11 protein-coding genes and 1 tRNA gene are annotated in these 20,038 nt (G+C 70.8%); 4 read left to right on the top strand and 8 right to left on the bottom strand.

All coding sequences use genetic code 11. The features are described from left to right. The 6 genes from VFE05_12555 to VFE05_12530 form a co-directional block, all read right to left on the bottom strand. Window positions 1-2,649 (bottom strand): amino acid adenylation domain-containing protein (locus VFE05_12555; GenBank protein ID HET6230895.1); only part of this gene is annotated, 2,649 nt, incomplete at its 3' end. Window positions 2,650-3,192: 543 nt separating this feature from the next. Next, window positions 3,193-5,769, bottom strand: coding sequence for a DUF5916 domain-containing protein (locus tag VFE05_12550; GenBank protein ID HET6230894.1), 2,577 nt, complete (start codon window positions 5,767-5,769; stop codon window positions 3,193-3,195). Window positions 5,770-6,239: 470 nt separating this feature from the next. Then, window positions 6,240-8,153 (bottom strand): M56 family metallopeptidase, encoded by a 1,914-nt coding sequence (locus VFE05_12545; protein HET6230893.1) that lies wholly within the window; start codon window positions 8,151-8,153, stop codon window positions 6,240-6,242. Further along, window positions 8,150-8,551 carry a BlaI/MecI/CopY family transcriptional regulator gene (locus VFE05_12540; protein HET6230892.1) on the bottom strand — a complete coding sequence of 134 codons (402 nt, stop codon included), beginning with the start codon at window positions 8,549-8,551 and terminating at the stop codon, window positions 8,150-8,152. The genes VFE05_12545 and VFE05_12540 overlap by 4 nt, the downstream gene beginning before the upstream one ends. Window positions 8,552-8,847: 296 nt before the next feature. Further along, window positions 8,848-9,606: an SDR family NAD(P)-dependent oxidoreductase gene (locus tag VFE05_12535; protein HET6230891.1), complete on the bottom strand. Its 759-nt coding sequence runs from the start codon at window positions 9,604-9,606 to the stop codon at window positions 8,848-8,850. Between the two features lie 321 nt (window positions 9,607-9,927). Continuing rightward, window positions 9,928-11,478: a hypothetical protein gene (locus tag VFE05_12530; GenBank protein HET6230890.1), complete on the bottom strand. Its 1,551-nt coding sequence runs from the start codon at window positions 11,476-11,478 to the stop codon at window positions 9,928-9,930. A gap of 176 nt (window positions 11,479-11,654) precedes the next feature. Here VFE05_12530 and VFE05_12525 point away from each other — a divergent pair, with 176 nt between their 5' ends. The 3 genes from VFE05_12525 to VFE05_12515 all read left to right on the top strand — a co-directional run bounded on the left by VFE05_12525 (window position 11,655) and on the right by VFE05_12515 (window position 14,121). Continuing rightward, window positions 11,655-11,972 (top strand): hypothetical protein, encoded by a 318-nt coding sequence (locus VFE05_12525; protein HET6230889.1) that lies wholly within the window; start codon window positions 11,655-11,657, stop codon window positions 11,970-11,972. Window positions 11,973-12,120: 148 nt separating this feature from the next. Further along, on the top strand, window positions 12,121-12,741 hold the full coding sequence (locus tag VFE05_12520; protein ID HET6230888.1) for a hypothetical protein: 621 nt from the start codon (window positions 12,121-12,123) through the stop codon (window positions 12,739-12,741). A 90-nt stretch (window positions 12,742-12,831) separates the two neighbouring features. Next, a complete protein-coding gene (locus VFE05_12515; protein HET6230887.1) occupies window positions 12,832-14,121 on the top strand; it encodes a hypothetical protein in 1,290 nt (429 codons plus the stop codon). A 106-nt stretch (window positions 14,122-14,227) separates the two neighbouring features. Here the strand turns inward: VFE05_12515 and VFE05_12510 are convergent. Then, a tRNA-Lys gene (locus VFE05_12510) sits at window positions 14,228-14,300 on the bottom strand. Between the two features lie 470 nt (window positions 14,301-14,770). On the opposite strand from VFE05_12510, the gene VFE05_12505 reads away from it, so the two are divergent. After that, window positions 14,771-17,659 carry a CHAT domain-containing protein gene (locus VFE05_12505; GenBank protein ID HET6230886.1) on the top strand — a complete coding sequence of 963 codons (2,889 nt, stop codon included), beginning with the start codon at window positions 14,771-14,773 and terminating at the stop codon, window positions 17,657-17,659. 966 nt (window positions 17,660-18,625) lie between these two features. On the opposite strand, the gene VFE05_12500 is transcribed toward VFE05_12505, so the two are convergent. Further along, window positions 18,626-20,038, bottom strand: a 1,413-nt coding sequence (locus VFE05_12500; protein HET6230885.1) for a helix-hairpin-helix domain-containing protein, incomplete at its 5' end; no start/stop codon positions are given.

The following is a 20,038-nucleotide window of genomic DNA, read 5'->3' as shown; positions in this document are numbered from 1 at the left end:
CAGGTCGAACGTCCGCGTCGCATCTTCCATCGTCAGCCGCCCGGCCTCCGCCTCGCGCGCATCCGCCGGCAGGTGCGAGAGTTCGACGGTGGCGACCACGGACGCGAGCGGGGGATGGATGACCTGCTTCGGCCGCCCGTCTACCGTGGTGAAGCCGGTGCGTAGCGTCTCGTGCCGCCGCGCGATCTCCGCCAGCGCGCGGTCCAGCGCCGCCGCGTCGAGCGAGCCCCGGATGCGGATGCCGAGCGCCATGTTGTACGCCGGCCCCACGTCCGCCAGTTGCTCCACCAGCCAGAGCCGCTGCTGGCCGGACGACACGGGGAGGACCGGCAGCTTCGCATCTACCGTAGATGCGGTCTCCGCCGTCCCGCCGGCCGCCACGAGCCGGTCGACTTCCAGCGCGAGCCCTTCCACCGTGGGCGCATCGAAAAGGGCGCGCATCGGCAGGGAAATCTTCACGACTTCGCGTACGCGAGATGTGATCTGGGTGGCGTGAAGAGAGTGACCGCCAAGCGCGAAGAAATCGTCGCGGATGCTCAGCGACTCAATCCCCAGCACGTCGCCCCAAATGCGCGAGAGAGTACGCTCCGTCTCCGTCCGAGGCGCGACCCGCTCGCCCTCGGCAGACGCGGCGGGCTCGGGCAGCGCGCGGCGGTCCACCTTGCCGGTGGAGGTCACCGGCAGCGCATCCATCACCACCACGGCGGACGGCACCATGTACGCCGGAAGCCGCTCCGCGAGCCCATCCCGCAGCGTCTTCCCGTCCACGGACGCATCCGCAACGGCGTAGGCGATGAGGCGTTTGTCGCCGCGCGCATCCTCCCGCACGACGGCCACGGCCTGGCGCACGCCGGGCATCTCCGCCAGCACCGCCTCGACCTCGCCGACCTCGATGCGGAAGCCGCGGATCTTCACCTGCTGGTCGATGCGACCCAGGAAGTCCAGCGCGCCGTCCGCACGCCACCGCACCCGGTCGCCCGTCCGGTACAGCCGCGCCGCCGGCTCGGCTGAGAACGGATCGGGCACCAGCGCCGCCGCGGTCAGCGACGGGCGGTCCAGGTACCCGCGCGGAACGGCGGGGCCGCCCACGTACAGCTCACCCGCCATGCCCACCGGCACCGGCCGCATGCGCGCGTCCAGCACGTAGCACCGCCGGTCGCCCACGGGCTTCCCGATGGGGACGACGGCCGGAATCTCCTCGTTCTGCGCGAACTCGTGCGTCGTGGTGAAGACCGTGCACTCCGACGGGCCGTAGCCGTTCACCAGGCGCAGCGCCGGGAAGCGTTCGCGCGCCCGCCGCAGGTGCGCCACGCTCAGCGCCTCGCCGCCCGCCATCGCCACGCGCAGCCCGGCCAGCGCACTGGGCTCGGTGTCGACGACGAGATTGAAGAAGGTGGACGTCATCCACAACGCCGTCACGCCCTCCGCCTCGATCACGCGGCGCAGGCCCGCGGGGCTGATCCCATCTTCCGAGGCCGCAGGGTACAGCACGCAGAGGGCGCCCCGCAGCAGCGGCGTCCACAGCTCCAGCGTCATCCCGTCCCACGACTGAGACGCGTACTGGAGCCACGTCTCCGGCCGCGCATCTTCCGCCGTCGCGGCGTTCTCGGAGTACGCGCCGATGAAGCCGGGGATGGCGCGGTGCGGCACCAGGCTTCCCTTCGGCCGGCCGGTGGAGCCCGACGTGTAGATGACGTACGCCAGGCTCTCCCCGCTCGCGGCGGATGCGACCGGCGCGTCGTCCTCGGCCGCGATCAGCGCCGCGTCGGCGTCCATGCGCACCACGCGCGCGGCGTGCGGCGGGAGCGAGGCGAGCAGGCGGTCGTGCGCGAGCAGCAGGCGCACGCCCGCGTCCGCCAGCAGGAAGCCCATGCGTTCGGCGGGATACGCGGGGTCCAGCGGCACGTACGCGCAGCCCGCCTTCAGGATGCCCAGCAGCGCCACCGGCAGGTCCAGGCTGCGCTCCAGCAGCACGCCCACGCGCTCCTCGGGCGCAACGCCCAGGCGCAGCAGGTGGCGCGCGAGCCGGTTGGCGCGCTCGTCCAGCTCCGCGTACGTGAGCGTCGCGCCCTCGTAGCGCACCGCAGGCGCGTCCGGCGTCCGCGCCGCCTGCGCCTCGAAGCGCGCGTGCAGCGTCGGCCCCGCATCATCGGACGCCGCGCCGCTCCACACATCCACCAGCTCCCGCTCCTCATCCGCGGTCACCAGCTCCACCCGCTCGACCGCTACCCGCCCATCCGCCGACCCCTCGGCGCTCGATCGGCCGCCGGCCATCTCCCGATACCGCACGGAGATGCCGTCCGCCAGCGCGTCCAGGTCTACATCCCCCGCGGCTGATTCCTCGATGCAGACGACGAGCACCGCGTACCCGTTCACGCGTGCCGAGATGGCGGCGCGGAAGGGACTCGCGACTGCCGAAAACGGACGCACGGAGAGCTCGCGGGCCATCTCCAGCGTCACCGCGTGCTCACTTGCCGCGACATCGGCCGGGTTATTCGAGTCAATGCGTGATGCCGCAACGACTTGCACGCGCACGCCCCCGCCGCCGGCTTCGGAAGCGACGTAGCGGCCGATGACATCTTCCGCGGCGATTGCGATGGTGCGCACGGGGGCGGGCGCGGCGAAGCGCAGCACCAGGTGCGGGTTCACCGTGCAGGCCGTCCCCGGCGTCCGCGGCGAATGCGCCGGGGACTGCGTGGAAAGGAGCGGAGTTGTCAGGTGTGCGGTGGGGTTGGCGGGCGCCGGCATTCAGCTTCAGGTGAGTGGGCTCGGGGGTGGAGTGGGGCGCCCGTGCAGCTGTCCGGCCGGCCGGCTGCAAACCCGCTCCGCGCGCGCGCCTGCAAGGCGAACGCTGCGGAACGACGGGTCCTGGAGCACGGGACGGCTTACCTGCGGCATGTGAGGGAACAGGCGAGGAGAGGTACGTTATCAGACTGTTTGTGAATGACGCATCAAAGTACAACGGCGGAGGTTCCGTGTCAACGGGATGTGTACCATTGCTGTCGTATATTGTGTGTTCGCGATGCGCGCCCGACGCAACCTTTCGCGCGGAACGGACTTACGCATTCCCGCGAACCCTGCGATGCGTAGGAACGTAAGGGCGGGAGGACGAGCGAGGGGGGGTTGGTGCGGGACACGGGAGCGCCCGGCCTCCTTTCGGCGGAGGCCGGGCGCTCGGCGCGGTCGTGCGGGCTACAGGCCCAGCCAGTAGCTCAGCTTGATCAGCAGCACGTTGGTGCCGTCGGAGCGGAACAGGCGGCTGGAGTCGCGGATCAGGTCGTACGAGCCGTCCGCGGCCGTCTGCTGGAGGGCGGAGTTCCACACCACGAACAGCGTGGAGCCCGGGCGGTACTCCCAGCGCATCACCGCGTTGGAGTTGAACGCCTTGAAGTTGAAGTCCGGCTGCTCGCTCAGCGTGGCCGGGCGGAAACGCTGGTCGAAGCTTCTCGCCGCGGGGTCCGCCACCTCCTTCGCGGCCGAGTAGCGGCCGGCGGAGATGAAGGGCTGCGCGTAGTACTGGAGCGACAGGCGCGGCGTGAAGGTGTAGCTGAGCCGGGCGGTGAGCGCCGTGGTGGTCTGCGCCAGCCGCGCGAAGTAGTAGTGCCGCACCCCCGCGTCGTCGTCGGCCTGGTCCACGAACTGGGCAGGCACCGTGTTCCACGCCAGCGTGGGCTCCAGCGACAGCTCCATCCGCGGCGAGGGCCGCAGCTCCAGCGCCGGGGCGATGGTCAGCGCGTTGCCGCCGGTGCCGTCCTCGAGGGCGCCATACCCCAGCACGCTCCACGTCACCTTGCGCCGCCGGTCGCCGAACGCGGAGAGGGTGAGCGCCGTCTGCCCCGGCGTCCTCAGCGACGCACCGCCGCGCAGCTCGCTGGTGGAGATGGCGGGCTGGTAGCGCTCCACCAGCGCGCTGCCGCCCTGGTAGTTGAGGAGCTGGAAGCTGCCTTGCGCGTTCAGGTACGTCTGCACCCGCTCGTGCCCGAACGTCCACTGCATGCGCTGGAAGCCGTGCAGGTACCAGTTCTTGAAGACCGAGCCGGCCTTGTAGTGCGAGTAGCCCAGGCCGCCGTACTCCTCGATGCGGTCGGTCTGGTTCTGGAAGCCCAGGTCGTTGATCTCCAGGCCCGGCGAGCGCGCCCGTGCGCCCGTCTCCCACGTCCAGCTCCCGCCGCCGATCTTCTTCAGCTCCAGGTCGCCGATCACGCCCGAGAGGGACGTGAGCGTGCTGTCCACGCCCAGGTAGTCCGCGCCGGGCCGCTGGAAGTAGTGCGCCGAGCTGCGCTGCGTGCGGGTGATGGCCTCCGTGCTGCCGCGCACGTTGCTGCCGACGAGATATCCGCTCATCTCGTAGTTGCCGCCGCCGAAGCGGTGCCGCCCGTCCATCCCCGCCGCGACGGCGGACGAGCGCAGGAACTCCAGCCCCGGCTGCATACGGCGGTTCACGGTGGTGACGATGGCGCCCAGGCCGCTGGCGCCGCCGTTCAGGTCCTTCATCACCCGCACCGTGCCGAAGTTGGCCAGCGGCTCCACCGGCGAGCTGCCGCGCGTCCCGTCCACCGTGGTGAAGCGCGCGTCCTCCTGCGACGTGAGCGCGTCCAGCACCCCGATCCGCCACCCGTTCGACGTCTTCCCCGACAGCTTCACCGCGCCCAGGATCGTCGTCCGCTCCGGCACGTCCGCGAACGCCGCGTCACCCGGCACCGAGCCGCGCGGCGGCGCGCCGATGCGGCGGCTGTACAGGAGCTGGCCCGCGCTGCCGCCCAGCTTGAACTGGAAGATGCGGGCGTCCTGCACGAAGAACGGGCGCTGCTCGGGGAAGCTGGTCTCGAACGCCGTCAGGTTCACCACCGACGGGTCCGCCTCCACCTGGCCGAAGTCCGGGTTCACCGTGGCGGTCAGCGTCATGTTGGGCGTCAGCCCATAGCGCATGTCCACGCCGGCCGAGGCCGACGGCGAGTTGCGCGAGTAGAACGGGTCCGTCGAGGTGCCCGGCGCCCGCGTCACCCGCGAGGTGGCGTACGGGTTCAGCTCCAGCCGCGTGGGCGAGCCCAGGCCCACCAGGCCATCGAGCTGCCCGAAGCGGGAGATGAAGCCCGCGGCGTCCGGCGGGATCGGCGACCAGTAGTCGTCCTCTTCCCGGCGGGCGATCGTGCGCTGGAAGTTGAGGCCCCACACCGTGTGGTGCGGGTCGTAGCGGAGCTGCGAGAGGGGGATGCGGAACTCCGCCGTCCAGCCGGCCGAGTCCACGCGGGTGCGCACCTGCCACACCGCGTCCCACGTGGCGTCCTGCGTGCCGTCCTCCTCCATGATAAAGTCCTGCTGCACCTCGCGCGGGTTCACGCCCAGCACGTAGGCCGAGCGGTTGCCGTCGTCGCTGTCCAGCATCACGTACATCCAGTCCGAGTACGTGCTGCCGTCGTCGCGCCGCGAGAGCTGCGCGGCGATGGAGTCCGGCCGGTCGTGCATGCGCGCCGCCACGTACACCGCGTCGCCGCCGTACAGCACGCGCACCTCGGTGGGGGCGCTGCCGGGCGCGCCGGCGTTGGGGGCGCGCTGCACGAAGCCGGTCGCCACGGGCGCCTGCTGCCACGCCGCGTCGTCCAGCTTGCCGTCGATCGTGGGCGCCGCGCCGGTGATGCGCGTGGCGCCAAGCACGACCTGCGGCGCGGTGACGGCGGCAGCCTTGGGCGCGGGGGCGGACTGGGCGTTCGCGTGGCCCGCCAGCGCCAGCAGGACCGCCAGCGGCGGAACGGCTCGCTTCAAAGACATCGGTCGCAGCTCCTGAAAGTGCGGTGGAGAGAGTTCGTGAGATGAGGCGCGGCGCGCGGTCTCGCGCGTCCGCACCGATTGTCCGGTGATCCGCCTGCTCGTCGTCGCCGCGCCACGTGGGCACGTCCGCGGCACGGTTGGTCCCTTCGGTTCCGCCGCCAAGCACGCGACGTCCCTTCCCCGCCGCGCACCAGCCGCGGCGGGCCGTCTGCCGTTCATCTGTCGATCGATGCCGATCCGCAAATGCGCATCGCATCGACCGAATCGTCATTTGGTAGATCGGGATGGGCGGTCGGTAGATGCGCGGCCGGTCCGCATCTACCGTCCCGCCTTCACCCGTCGCCTGCCCGCCAGTTCACGGCTGATGCGAAAACCGTCGATCCGCGGGGATGCGGAGCGATCCCTGCCGTTCATCACCCGTCACGAAGCTCCGCCGACCGTCGTCGGTGGAGCCGGCTGGACGAGGCGGGCTACTCCTGGTCGTTCTCGCTGCCGGGGCCTTCGCGGTGCAGCCAATCCCCAGCCTCCTCGCGCGTCGCGGCCGACGGCGCGGTACGGGCGATCGACGCCAGCACGCGCCAGCCTTCGGGAGATGCGGTCTTCGCGATGCCTGTCACCGCCTCCTCGCGCACCTTCACGGATGCGTCGCGGCGCGCCGTGCGCTCCATGAGCGCCATCGCCCCGTGCGTGCGCTGGTACTGGAGCCAGTACGCCGCCTGGGCGCGCACCTCCGGCACCGGCTCGGTGTCGAGCACCGTGCGGACGAAGGCGAGCGCGCCCGCACCCTCGCCGTGCAGAGACGCCGCGGCCGCCATCTCTCGCCGCACCTCCGGGCCGGTGCTGGCGTACAGGTCGCGCAGCAGCGCCAGGCTCTCGCCGTCCGGCGCGGTGCCCAGCCACATGAGCGGCGCGTCGTCCAGGTCCGCGGGCGACTCCGGCGTGCGGATCTTCATCACCCGCGGCACCGCGTCGCCGCCGCCGCCCAGGCGGAAGAGGAGCACGACCTGGGTGGCGACGGGCAGGTCGCCCATCCGCACCACGCCCCCGCCGGGCCGGGCCAGCACCGTGCTCAACGTCTCCTCGGTGCCCGAGCCCTCGCCGTCGCTGTTGCTGCGGACGCCGTCCACGTCCATCCCCCGGCGGCTCACCGCGTAGCCGATCCACACGCCGCGCACCCAGCCTTCGCTCGCCGCGCGGGCTCGCGCCTGGGCCCACTTGAGCCCCAGCTCGCCCGTCGTGTCCGCCGCCAGCGCCTGGGCACCCGTGGCGGCGGCGCGCTCAGAGGCGCCGAGAGGGGTGCCGCCCACCAGCAGGCCGGCCATCATCAGCACCGTCACCACGGGGCCCACGCCGCCGCCGGTGGGCACGTCGCCCGCCGGGGCCACGATGCGGCGCACGCGGCGGTAGAGCGAGCCGCCGCCCAGCGCGGGCGCCAGCATCGGCCCCGGACCCGTGGCGCGAAGCTCCTCGGCGGCGAGCAGGGCGCGGGCGTAGCGCTTGCCCTGCTTGGTGGCGCCCACCACCGCGTCGTCGCAGCAGTGCTCGCGCTCGTCGCGCACCACGCCGCTCAGCCACCACACCGCGGGGTGGAAGAAGAGCACCGTCTCCAGCACGCTCTGAAGCAGGTTCACCACGTAGTCGTGGCGCCGCACGTGGGCCAGCTCGTGCGCCAGGATCAGCTCCACGTCCTGCGGCGAGAGGCCGGCGAGCAGGCCCGCGGGAACGAGGATGACCGGCTTGAGCGCGCCCATCACCGCCGGCACCTGCATCCGTGCGCTCTCCAGCAGGCGCACGGGACGGCGGATGCCCATCTGCCCCACCAGGCGCTCCGTCATCGCGGTCCACGCGGGCGCGACCTCGCTCGTCCAGCGCGTGCGCAGGCGGCGCAGGTGCAGCCAGGCGCCCGCGAGCCGCACCGCGCCCAGCGCCACGCCCGCCATCCACGCCAGCACCACCAGCGGCAGCCAGGGCCGCACGCCCTCCGCCGCGCGCTCCAACCACCCCCGCGCCCCGCCGTCCGCGAAGCCGTCCGGCACGCTTCCAGGCGCCGCATCCACCGACTGCGACGGCGTCACGCCGGACGAGCTGCCGCCCGCCGGAGCCACACCCACTGTGAACGGCCGCGCATCCGTCGAAAATCCGGCCGATGCGTCGGCATCTCCGCCGCGATAGACCGAGAGCGTCGTCGCAATGGGCGCCGCGGCCATCAGCAGCAGGCCCGCGCAGGCGACGAGGTAGCGCGTGCTGGAAGATGCGCCACGCAGCGCGCCGAGGGCGGTGCGCGTGACCACGGCCACGATCACGCCCTGCCAGAGGAAGTGCACCAGCGCCCAGCCGAGCGCCTGGAACACCGGCCCGCGGAAGGGATCGAGGAGCGCGTTCATGCCGTCTCCTCCGCGTCGTCGTCCGCCAGCCCGGCCAGCATCGAGCGGATGCTCTCGCGCTCCTCGGCCGTGGCGCGGGTGCTGTCCAGCGCGCGCAGGATCAGCCGCTCCGCAGACCCGCCGAACGCGCGGGCGGACAGGTGGTCGATCAGCCGGTCCTGCGTGCGGTCGCGCGGGGCGACGGCGGCGTACACGTGGTTGCGCTGCGTCTCGTCGCGCCGCACCAGGCCCTTCTGGTGCATGATCTGCAGCATCTTCAGCACGGTGGTGTAGGCGACCGGGCGGGCGCGCTCCAGGCGGTCGGACACCTCGCGCACGGTGGCGGGCCCGCCTTCCCACAGCGCGTTGAGGATCGCCAGCTCCGAATCGGTGGGCAGGGGCAGCTCGGTGTCGGCCATGCGGATCATCCCTCGCGAGTAAGTACGAAGAGCTTCGTACGAAGGATGCTATACCGCGGCGCGCCCGTCAAGGCCCGTCGTGAAACGTACCTGTCCAACCCCGCGCCTGAGGATCGATTCCGTAAGATGCCGCGCATCTTCCCGACCCACGCATCTCCAGATCACCCGACGAGATGCGCGCGGATTCGGCAGATGCGGAGCGTTCGGAAGATGCGTTTCGTCCGGTGTCGTTCGGATGCGATGCGATCGGGAAACTTCGACTGCGGGGGAGATGCGGAGCGGCCGATGCGCGGCGGTCAGGCAGACGCGCCGCCGTCCACCTCCAGCACGCGGCCGGTGAAGAAGTCGCACTCGAGGATGAACCGCAGGGCCAGCCAGACCTCGTGGGGAGTCCCGTATCGTCCCAGGGGGATGCGGGACAGAAGGTGGGCCTTCGCCGCCTCCGACACATTCTCCAGGATGGGCGTGTCGATCACGCCCGGCGCGATGCCGGCCACGCGGATGCCGTGCGCCGCCAGCTCCAGCGCCCAGGTACGCGTCGCCGCGTCCAGCCCCGCCTTGGACGCCGCGTACACCGACTGCCCCTCGTTCCCCACCCGCGACACCGACGAGAGGTTGACGATCACGCCGCCCTCGCCACGCTCCAGCATGGCCGCCGCGACCTCGCGCGCCACCAGGAACGGGCCGGTGAGGTTCACGTCCAGCACGCGCTTCCACTGCGCCTCGGGGAGGCGCTTGACCCAGCCGCCCTCCTCCTGCACCAGCAGGCCGTCCAGCAGCACGCCCGCGTTGTTCACCAGCACGTTGACGGGCCCCACGCGCTCGCCCGCCTCGCGCACGAAGCCCCGCACCGACGCCTCGTCAGCCACGTCGCCGGCGATGCACGCGAGCGTTCCCGGCATTCCCGCGCACTCCCGCTCCAGCTCGCCCAGCGCCGCGCCGTTCACGTCCACCGCGGCGACCGACGCGCCTTCCCGCACCAGCTCCGCCGCGAAGCAATAGCCCAGCCCGCGCGCGGCGCCCGTCACCAGCGCCCGTGCCCCCTCCAGCTTCATCCAGCCTCCACGCGTGTGCCGCGGGTGCCGGAGAAGACACCCACCGAATCCGACTCTTTTTACGTTTGACGCCAGGAACATGCGTCCCGGGCCCTGATCTGTCAACCTGGCGACAGCCCGATTTCCCCTCCGGGAAGAAGCTCCGGACGAGACGCAATTTCATAACGTGAAGCGCCGCAGGAAGGTAGGACGGGTGGCGCGGAACGGCTCTCCGGAAGCCGGCATGTAAGCGGACCCAGCACACGGCGAAATCCCGCCGGACACGCGAGGTGCGGTTCGACGGGGACAACGAAGCCTCGGAACGAGGCGCCGCCTAGCGCGTCAGCCCGGCCGTTTGGCGCGGCTCCTCTTGTACGCCGGGGAGTCGCCGCCACGCATGCTCAGCTCGCGGACCGTGTAGAAGACGTCCGACAGCAGCACCTCCCACGCGTTCACCGGGAACTTCGACGCGCCGAGCTTGCTCTGGAGCCCCGGGAGCCTGTTCGCAAGGCTGCGGAACTCCACCACCGCGCCTCGCCGGCGCTCGTCGTCCGGCGGCTCCGGCTCCAGGCCCAGCTCTTCGGCACCCTCCCACTCCTCCAGCCCCAGGCCGTTGGCCATCTCGATGCGCGGGGCGACGACTGGGTCGGTGGGAACGCGGGGACCGACGGCCTCCACCGGCTTTCGCTTGGGCTCGGGCAGGATCGCCGCGGTGAGCCCGTCTGCCCGCCCGGCGAGCACGTTGCCCACGAAGACGCCGGGCGTGGGCCCGATCCGGGCCGCCGAGCCCCACTTCAGCATGGGCAGGTTCTGGTTCACCTCGAACCCGAGGTTGCTGCGGCCGGCGAGGAGGATCGCGGTGCTCAGCCACCCGGTCCTCCCCATCAGCTCGAGCTCTTCGTCCGGCGTCAGGGTGGCGCCCTTGAGGGAGCCGAGGTCGGTGTGGGAGAGCAGCGGCGTGAAGTTCTTCTTGCTCATCGCGTCGATCGGCGCCACGTCGCCCAGCGTCTCGCTCCAGTGGCTCCACAGGGCTGCCGCGCGAAGATAGAGCACCACGAACGAAAGCAGCCCGCCTAGGTTGGCGAACCCCTGGTTCTCGACCGAGTCCTCTAGGTCGTACCTCTCCTTGAACTTCCCGACGACCCAGCTCGAGAGCTGGGCGGCCTTCGCCTGCTCCTGCGAGATGCGCGGTGTGACGTCCTGGAGGAAGGGTGGGGGCGTTTCCGGCTTGACGGCGGAGCCCATGTACGTGAGCAGGGCCGGCGCCTGGGCCGGGTCCACGCCCACCGTGGCCTGGATGTTCGCGTCGAGCGCCTGGAGGTTGGCGATCTCCAGGCGCGCGGTGTCCAAGCCCACGTGCGCGCCCTCCATGGCCGTCGGCACCACCTCGTCCAGCGGCACCCGGTGGTCGAAGCCCTGCGTGGCGGCGCGGACCTTCTTCGCGAAGAGGAGGACGGCCAGCGAGACCTCGTTGAAACGTGCCGCCCCGTCCGGCGCCGTCTCGTCGATCGGCTTCGTGACGAGCTCGATGATGGAGGTGTAGGGAGCCGCCACCCCGCTCTCGTCCTGCTTCGCGGCGGCTTTCTCGGTCATGGGCTTCAGGGCGGTGTTGTGGTCCACCGTCACGTCGAAGTTGCGCCCCTCGTGCAGCTTCACGCCGTAGCCCGGGTCCGCCCCGCCGATGTCGGTGAGCACCGACATCTCCAGCTCGAATCCCACCTTGCGCTGCACGTCGCCCGGCGAGGCGCCGGTAGCGGCCACCTCCGCCACGGGAGATTCGCTCCGAGGCGGTTCCTTCCCTTCCCCGTTGCGCGAACGCTCCGCCAGCAGCCGCTGCACCGCCTGGTTGCCCACGGCGCGCTGCATCCCCAGCACCTCCCGCGGATGCAGCATCCCCGCTCCTGCCGCACCGCCCGGCGGCGAAACCCGTCCAGCCGGTGCCTGCGCCGCTTCCTTCCTCACGGGCGCACTCCTGCCCCCGGGTGCATCTACCCGCTCGCGCGCGTGCTGCATCGGTAGGCTCCTGCGGAACGAGGCGGCGAATCGGCCGGACGGGGCAGACCATCATCATGCTCATCCGCATCGGCACGCGCAAGCTCGACGCTCCGCCCGGTGGCGGAAAATGCGCAGCTCCTCGCCTCCCCGCTCACCGGCTCATCCGCTTCATCCACGTCCACCTTCACCGCCAGGCGGAAGCCGAGCCGGCCGGCTCGGGGGGTGAGGAAGATGAGCATCCTACGCGGACCGAAGGGAAAACCAGCATCAAATGTTTCCTGTCCGCGAAAACATTTCTTCACTTCAGACCCCACATCATTCGTAACGAGAGCAGCGCAACCGACGAGACGACGCGCAGAACCGCATGGGAACCCACGTTTCCTTCGCAGTGACTAAGGGCGCAGAGAGAGCGGCACGGGGCGTGCTTCGTCTGTTTCCGCCGCGGCACCGCCGGGACGTCGACCCCTGGCAACCTCTCTTCTCCGCTTTCCGCATCCGCGGGAGCGCACAAGCCCAGCTTTCACCTCAAGAGGACACCCCATGCGCTTCGTCCGTTACGCCATGCTGGTCCCCGCCGCCGCCATCATGGCCGCGTGCTCCGACGCCTCTCCCGTGTCGCCCCGCGACACCCAGTCGCTGTACGACATGTCCAGCGTCACCATCTCCAACGGGACCGGCGCGGCGCCGCAGCACGCCCGCACCATCCGCTCCGCCCCGCCCAAGGCGCGCTTCATCTGCTACGTGGACGGCGAGTGCATCCGCCCGGCCCGTCCCATGGCCACGTACGACTACGGCGACGACGTGGGCGGCTCCACGTCGGGCAGCACCAAGTCGGTGGAGATGAACTCGTGGTCCGACAACTACCAGGGGATCAGCAACATGGCCCTCACCTCCCACTTCAAGAGCGTGGGCGGCCAGGGCTCGCAGGGCTGCAACGCCACGCCACAGCAGTTCGAGTCCGCCAGCACGTCGGGCTTCGGCACCACGTGGGGCGACCACTACTCGATCTGGATCACCCGCTACGCCACCTACCCCACCAGCGAGACGTGGGTGTGGCAGCTGGACGGCGACCACACGTTCTACTCGGCGGTCGGCTACAGCGTGGACGGCAACACGCAGGCCTCCGACACGTTCTACAGCAGCGGCCGCCTCTGCTACTGAGCCGCATCCCACGCCGGCGCGGCCCACCCGGGCCGCGCCGGTCTCTTTCCGCAGACCTTCGATCTCCCGAATCCGGTACAGACGATCACGATGGAACGCCGCGTCCTGCTGAATCGCCTCGTCCTCGCCGCAGCCCTCGCATCCGGCTCCGCATGCGGCGACGCCGAGGCGCGCGACACTTCCGCCACGCCCGCCGCCAGGCCAAAGCGCACGGGAAATGTTGCGCCGGTGGCCTCCGGCTGGTCCGCGCCGCACAGAGCCCTCGCGCTCTCCGGTGCGCTGGGGAAGAGCGGGCGGCAGATGCTGGCGTCCGTGGCCGTGGACCCTGCGGGAACGCTGCACGCGCTCTTCGCGCTGGACCGCGACCGCGACGGGCGCGCGGACGCGCTGGAGTACGCGCGGCTGGACGACACCACTTGGTCCGCGCCGCAGCCCGTGGTGGAGACGCTGGGCCTAACGGATCCCGCCCGGATCGCGGTGGATGGCGACGGAGACGTCCACGTGCTCTGGTACGCGCACTCCGGCACCGCCGCCGCGCGCGACGTGCCCACGGAGCTGGTGCAGCGGGTGATGCACGGCGGCCGATGGTCGTCGCCACGCGTGCTGTACCGCGAGCCCAGCGGCTCCGGCATGAACGTCCGCTGGCTCGCCGCCGCGACCGACGCACGCGGCGACGTGCAGGTGCTGTACGCGCCCCAGGGCCGCGGCTTCGGCAGCCTCTCGCTGTGCGGCGAACGCGCGGGCACGCCGCGCTACCTGGACCACGACGGCAACATGATGGCGTTCTCCGCCTCCGCCGCGGGAGCGCCGCTGGAGGTGGCGTACATCGGCGAGCGAGTGTCGCGCGAGCGGCCGCGGGCGGTGAACGACGTCTTCGTGCGCGCGATGGACACGAACGGCCGCTGGGCACCGTCGCGCGAGGCGTACTACGGCCCGGGCCGCTACTCGCACTATCCTCAATTGGTGGTGGACGCGCGCGGCGTGCGGCACCTCTTCTGGCTGGAGGACACCGACGGCTCCGTGAACCCCGAAGCCGTCTACGCCTCCCAGTCGGCAGATGGGGTGCACTGGAGCCCTCCGGCAGACGTGACGCCTCCCAGCGCGCGCGGCGGGGTGCCTCTGCGCATCTCCGCCGTGCCCGACGGCGCGGGCCGCATCCACCTCCTGCTCCGCTACGCCACCCCCGGCGTGCCCCGCACCCAGCTCACCGCGTTCACCGTCATCGATGGCCGCGCATCTCCCGAGCACGTCATCGCCCGCGCCGGCGAGATCGGCCCCGGCGACGCACAACTCGCCTACGACGCGCGCCGCCGCCACGTGGTCGCCCTCTGGCGCGCTCCGGACGGCATCTACCGCTGGTCCACGCTGCCCACGGATTGAGAGAGCGCCCCCGTCTCGGACAACCCCGCATCAGCCGCCGTGTCCAAACGCATGTGCACGAAGAAAAAATCCCCAAGCCGCGCTTTCGCATCGACTTGGGGACGAATGAGCCGGGTGGGGCTCGAACCCACGACCATTGGATTAAAAGTCCAGTGCTCTACCAGCTGAGCTACCGGCTCACGTGCAGCGCGCCAAAGATAACGGCGCCGCCCTGCCGCCTCAACAGCAGCATCTCCCATCGCGAGGTCAAGGGCCCATCTCCGCTGGCCCATCGCACCGAAACAGCCATCCCCGAAACAAAACACTTGTCCAGAAGGCATTCGCCAGCGCAGCTTGCGGTCGAACTCCAAGATTGGCTCACTGAGCCGATGCGCGAGGACGATCTCTCCTACCTGGGGCCATGGCCCGCAACGACGTTGAAGGCCGAATCACCTTCCGGCCGTTTCCTTTTCCCGCGCGAGTCCTCCTCTTAGCCGGGTTGGCAGCGTGCGTCCGCGAGCCGGGCGCCGCCTCCCTGCCCGCGGACCTCGTCGCGGCGCTCGAAGCCTCGCCGGCCGTAGCCGCTCGGCTTTCGGCGGCGCCCGTCTTCCGCCCCTGCGCCGAACGGATCCCGCAATTCGGCACGATTCCCGTCGCGACCTGCCCGCCGTTGCGCCCGGCCTCGCGCAATGACACGCTGGCGCTGGCGTTCGCCGCACGGGCCAGCGACTCCGCGTCCGTCCAGCAGAGCGCGCTCGCGAGACTCGCCGCGAACGATCCGCGCGGGCTCGCGCTCGACTCCGCCATCGCATCCCTGCGCCGGGCAGCCGAGCTGGAGGCGTCCCCGGCTTCAGCGCTCGCCGACCTGGCGGGTGCGCTCATCGTGCGCGCGGAACGGACCCAGGCGCCGCGCGACCTGCTGGAAGCGTACGAGACGGCCGAGGGCGCCCTGCACCGTGAGCCGCGGAACCTCGCCGCGCTCTACGACCGGGCACTGGCGCTGGACCGGTTCGGCCTGGAGGAGGCGGCGGGAGATGCGTGGCGGACTTACTTGGCCGCGGACCCGTCCTCCGCCTGGGCGGGCGATGCACGGCGGCGCATCGCGGCCCTCCACGCCCTCCCCCGCCCGGCTCCGCCGCCACGCCTGGACGCGCCGCCGAATGACCTCGCGCGCTACGCGCTGGCGGAGCCGCAGGGCGCGCGGGAGCTGGGGATGGACGCGCTCCTGCCCGCCTGGGGCGAAGCGGTCGCAACGGGTGATACGGCACGAGCCGCAGCCCTGCTCGGCCGAGCCGCCACGCTTGGGCAGGCGCTGGCTACCCGCCGCGGAGGAGATGCCGGGCTCGCCGACCAGGTCCGCGCGATCCGTGCGGCGGCCGGCAGCCGGGTTCGCACGGAAGCTCTCGCGCGTGCGCACCGCGAGTACGGCGCGGGACGAGCCCGCCTCGCGGCCGCCGATTTCGGCGGCGGCCTGCCTCACTTCATCGCCGCTTACGATGCGGCCGCGGGCTCACCCGTGCTGCGCGCGTGGGCAGCCATGTACGGCGCGACCGGCCGGGTCCAGACCGGCAATCGCATGCTCGGCCTGAATCTGCTGCGGCAGGCGGTAGCCGCGGCCGACACGGTGCGGCACCCCGCCCTGGCCGCCCGCGCACGCTGGTCCTACGGCAACACGCTGGCGAAGGCCGAGCGATACGAGCAGGCGCTGGAGACCGCCCGCGCATCGGCCCGGCTCTTCGCACGTGCCGGCGAGCGGGAGAACGAGGGTGCGGCGCTGGCCGTCGCTACCGACTCGCGCTTCGTCCTCGGCGAGCCGGATTCCGGGTACGCCGAGGTGCACCGCGCGTTGGGCCGGCTGCGTCCGTACCGCTCGTCCGTCCGCCTGCACAGCCTGCTGCTCTCGGCCGCCCGCGTCGCCGCCGACGACGGCCTGCCGCGCGCCGCCGCGGCCATGGAAGACGAGGACGTGCGCGTCACCACCCGCGAAGGCAATGCGATCTACGCCGCCGAAGCGCGGCTTCAGCGTGCGTGGCAGCTCGCATTCCTCGGCGACACCGCCCGCGCAAAGCAGGATCTGGAAGCCGCGCGACGCCTGCTCGGTACGATCCGGGTGAAGGAGGCGCGCGCCTGGGCCGAAGGCGAGCTGCACGGCGCGGCCGCCATCGCCTCACCCGGCACGGACGCACGAAAGCGAGCGCTGGCGCTCGATTCGGCCGCGGCACACTTCGAGAGGATCCAGCTCCCGTTCCGCTGGCTCCCGCTCCTCGTCAGCGCTGCCGAGGCGCGGCTCGCATTCGGCGACGAAGCCGGAGCGGCCGCCCGCCTGGAAACCGTGATCCACGTCCTGGAGCAACGCCGCGCATCCATCCGCATCGAGCCGCACCGCGCCGCCGTGTTCGATGCAGCCCGCACCGTTGTCGACCGCATCGTCATGCTCGACCTCGCCCACGGCCGCACCGCCGAGGCGCTGCGCCACATGGACCGCGCCCGCGCCTCGCTCGCCCCCGCCGGCCCGGCTCCGTCCGCGACCGACGCCGCCCTGCGCACCCGGCCCGGCGAGGTGGCGGTGGAGTACGCCCTCGTGGCGGATACCCTGCTTGCGTGGACCGTGTCGGGAGATCGAGTGACCGTCGCCCGCACGCCGGTGGACACGCTGGGGCTCGCGCGCACCATCAACCGCCTGGAAGCCCGCCTCCAGAACCGCGCAACGGAGGACGAGGTCCGCCCAGCCCTGTCCGAGCTCTACGACCTGCTCGTCCGCCCGGTCGAAGCACGGCTGGGCGCCCGCGAAACGTCCATGCTCGTAGTCGCAGACGGCGTTCTCGCCGCCGTTCCCTTCGCCGCGCTGCACGACCGGCGGACCCGGCGCTACCTCATCGAAGACCACCCGCTCCGCTTCGCAGTCAGCCTCGCAGAGGCCAATCGCCCGTCGCGTCCCGCTCCCACACGCCCTGCCCTCTTCGTCGCCGATCCCGCTTTCGACGCTCGCCAGTACCCGCTCGACCGGCTGAGCCACGCCGACGACGAAGTCCGCGCCATCTCCACGGGCTACGCGAACGCGGACGTGCTCGCTGGCGCAGCCGCGACGCGCCGGGCCGTCCTGTCGCAGCTACCGCGATCCAGCATCGCCCACTTCGCCGGCCACGCCGTGTTCGACGATGCGCGGCCCGAGCGCTCGTACCTGCTGCTCGCGCCGGAGCCGGGAACCGACCCCGCCGACAAGCTCACCGCCGCGGAGCTGTCGCGGCTCGACCTGCACGGCGTCCGCCTGGTCGTTCTCTCCGCGTGCCGCACCGTCCGCTCCGGCCGTAGCCGCGCCGCTGGCTTCACCGGCCTCGCGGGCGCCCTCCTCGCCGCCGGCGCTCACGGCGTCATCGGCAGCACCTGGGACGTGGACGACCGCTCCACATCCCTCCTCATGACCAGCTTCCACCATGCCTATCAGAGCACCGCCCACGGGCCTTCCGCCCTCCGGAAGGCACAACTTGCGCTCCTCCGCGCACCGGATTCCGCCCTACACGCGCCTGCTGCTTGGGCAGGGTTTCGGTACGACGAATGAGGGTAAGAGGCTCAAATATAACAAGGTCGCTGAACGTGCCTGAAACTAGCTCCTCCTGAGAAAGGGACACTCTGATGGGTCCAGGGCCGACTATCGTGCTGATCAAGATGACTGGATTGATTCTTCTCGCGACTGATTCCAGTCACCAACGCCTTCTACCAGCTCATCTGCTATTCCCACGTATTGCAGAACGACACAAGGCCGAAATAGGAATCGTGGAAGCGAATTGTCCAAACCCACAGGATGGGATCTGCTACCATGACATATCAGGTTGGGCGCTGGAGATCGGTACCGCCTCTGCCAACTCTTCCATGACCAAGCCAGTACCGCAGGGAGGAAACCTCTCGAGGCAGACCAAACAGAACGTAAAGAGCAATCATCTTGGCTTGAATCCTGGCCCCAAAGTTGTTTCCCGCATCACACTCAACTCTGGTGGTATTGACACCACCTGTATGCTTTACGAGTCACAGTTGGATAATGCCCGAGTGGTCTTTCCTAGCATCGTCGAGTGGAAGGTCGACAACGTTGCTGACTCGGTGTTGCATCTAGTCTTCCACAAGCTTAATGGGAACTCCGCGGATACAATGGGTCTGACAGCCAGATCGGTAAACGATACAATTCAACTGTATTTCCGCCACGTTCCGGTTCGCGGAGCAAACGGACCACCTAGGCCAAGGGAGCGCGCTACTCATATGGGTGCGATCTATGAGATGCTGGACGTACCCTCAAGGATTAAGCGCCCAATTCCTAGGTACATAGGGAAGGCGCCGAATGACAATTCAGGTTCGAGGGCATGTCTCTGGCCCGGGAACAATTTAAATCCGCTGTTCCCCAGGCAGTTCAAGTACGACATGCCCGGTACTTTCGGCTGTATGGTCTCGTACGGGTTCACACCTTAGAAGCTACGTCCGAGAATCTCAGGCTACAGCGAGCGGTCAAGATCGACACAACACGTTACCGCTCCGATCACCGCCGCGTGATGCGCATGCCGTTCGCGGCGACGCCCGGCTCCACCTTCGCGGGTGGGGCCGGTGCTGTTTTGGGCTTCTGCGGGTTGCTCGTGGACGTGGCGCTGCCCTTTCCTGCGGGTGAGCCGCCCCGCCGCGCATCTCCCGAGCCTTTCTGCGGTCCGCTCGCCGCCGCTGCGGGCCTGCCCTGCCCCGCCGCCCGCGCATCTCCCGATTCGCCGGCCGCGGTCTTCATGGTGAGGGCGATGCGCTTGCGGGGGACGTCTACCGAGACGACGCGGACGGTCACGCGGTCGCCGGGCTTCACGAGCGTGTTCGGGTCCTGCACGAAGCGGTCGGATAGCTGGGAGACGTGGACGAGCCCGTCCTGGTGCACTCCCACGTCCACGAACGCGCCGAACGCAACCACGTTGGTTACGGTGCCCTGGAGCGTCATCCCCTCGCGGAGGTCGGTGAACTCCTGCACGTCGTCGCGGAAGGCGGGGGCCTCGAAGGCGTCGCGCGGGTCGCGGCCGGGCTTGCGCAGCTCGGAGAGGATGTCTTCCAGCGTAGGCAGGCCCACTTCGCCGTCCACGTAGCGGCGCGGCTCCACGCGGCGGATCGCATCTTCGTTGCCCACCAGCGAGTCCAGCCCCACCGACAGGTCCTCGGCGATGCGCTTCACGAGCGTGTACCGCTCCGGGTGCACGGCCGACGCGTCCAGCGGGTGCGCGCCGCCGCGGACGCGCAGGAAGCCGGCGGCCTGCTCGAACGTCTTCGGGCCCAGGCCGGCCACCTTCAGCAGGTCCGCGCGCGACCGGAACGGCCCCGCCTCGTCGCGGTGCCGGGCGATGCGCAGCGCCACCGTGCCGCCGATGCCCGCCACGTACGCCAGCAGCGCGGGCGACGCCGTGTTGACCTCCACCCCCACGTGGTTCACGCAGCTCTCCACCGTCTCGTCCAGCCGCCGCTTCAGGCGCGTCTGCGCCACATCGTGCTGGTACTGGCCCACGCCGATGGACTTGGGGTCGATCTTCACCAGCTCCGCCAGCGGATCCTGCAGGCGGCGCGCGATGGAGATGGCCGAGCGCAGCGTCAGGTCCAGCTCCGGGAACTCCTCGCGCGCGATCTCCGACGCGGAGTAGACCGACGCGCCCGCCTCGTTCACCAGCACGGACACGGGCCGTTTCTCCGCCGGGATCTCGCGCAGCACCTCCTTCACCAGCTTGTCCGTCTCGCGGCTCGCCGTGCCGTTGCCCACGGCCACCAGCTCCACGCCGTGCCGGGCGATGATGGCGCCCAGGTCGCGGCGGGCGCGGTCCTCCTGGTGCAGGTAGATGTGGCCCGTCTCCAGCAGCGCGCCCGTGCGGCTCACCACGGCCAGCTTGCAGCCCGTACGGTAGCCGGGGTCGACGCCCAGCACCACGCGCTC

The sequence above is a fragment of the Longimicrobiaceae bacterium genome, assembly GCA_035696245.1.
GTDB lineage: Bacteria > Gemmatimonadota > Gemmatimonadetes > Longimicrobiales > Longimicrobiaceae > DASRQW01.
Note: the sequence above shows the minus strand (reverse complement) of the source record. Positions and strands in the feature narration are given on the sequence as shown.

Excerpts from the sequence above, each read along its gene's own strand:
- VFE05_12540 (HET6230892.1), bottom strand. The coding sequence starts at position 8,551 with ATGGCCGACACCGAGCTGCCCCTGCCCACCGATTCGGAGCTGGCGATC.
- VFE05_12525 (HET6230889.1), top strand. The coding sequence starts at position 11,655 with ATGCTCATCCGCATCGGCACGCGCAAGCTCGACGCTCCGCCCGGTGGC.
- VFE05_12550 (HET6230894.1), bottom strand. The coding sequence starts at position 5,769 with ATGTCTTTGAAGCGAGCCGTTCCGCCGCTGGCGGTCCTGCTGGCGCTG.
- VFE05_12545 (HET6230893.1), bottom strand. The coding sequence starts at position 8,153 with ATGAACGCGCTCCTCGATCCCTTCCGCGGGCCGGTGTTCCAGGCGCTC.
- VFE05_12535 (HET6230891.1), bottom strand. The coding sequence starts at position 9,606 with ATGAAGCTGGAGGGGGCACGGGCGCTGGTGACGGGCGCCGCGCGCGGG.
- VFE05_12520 (HET6230888.1), top strand. The coding sequence starts at position 12,121 with ATGCGCTTCGTCCGTTACGCCATGCTGGTCCCCGCCGCCGCCATCATG.
- VFE05_12530 (HET6230890.1), bottom strand. The coding sequence starts at position 11,478 with ATGCTGCATCCGCGGGAGGTGCTGGGGATGCAGCGCGCCGTGGGCAAC.
- VFE05_12515 (HET6230887.1), top strand. The coding sequence starts at position 12,832 with ATGGAACGCCGCGTCCTGCTGAATCGCCTCGTCCTCGCCGCAGCCCTC.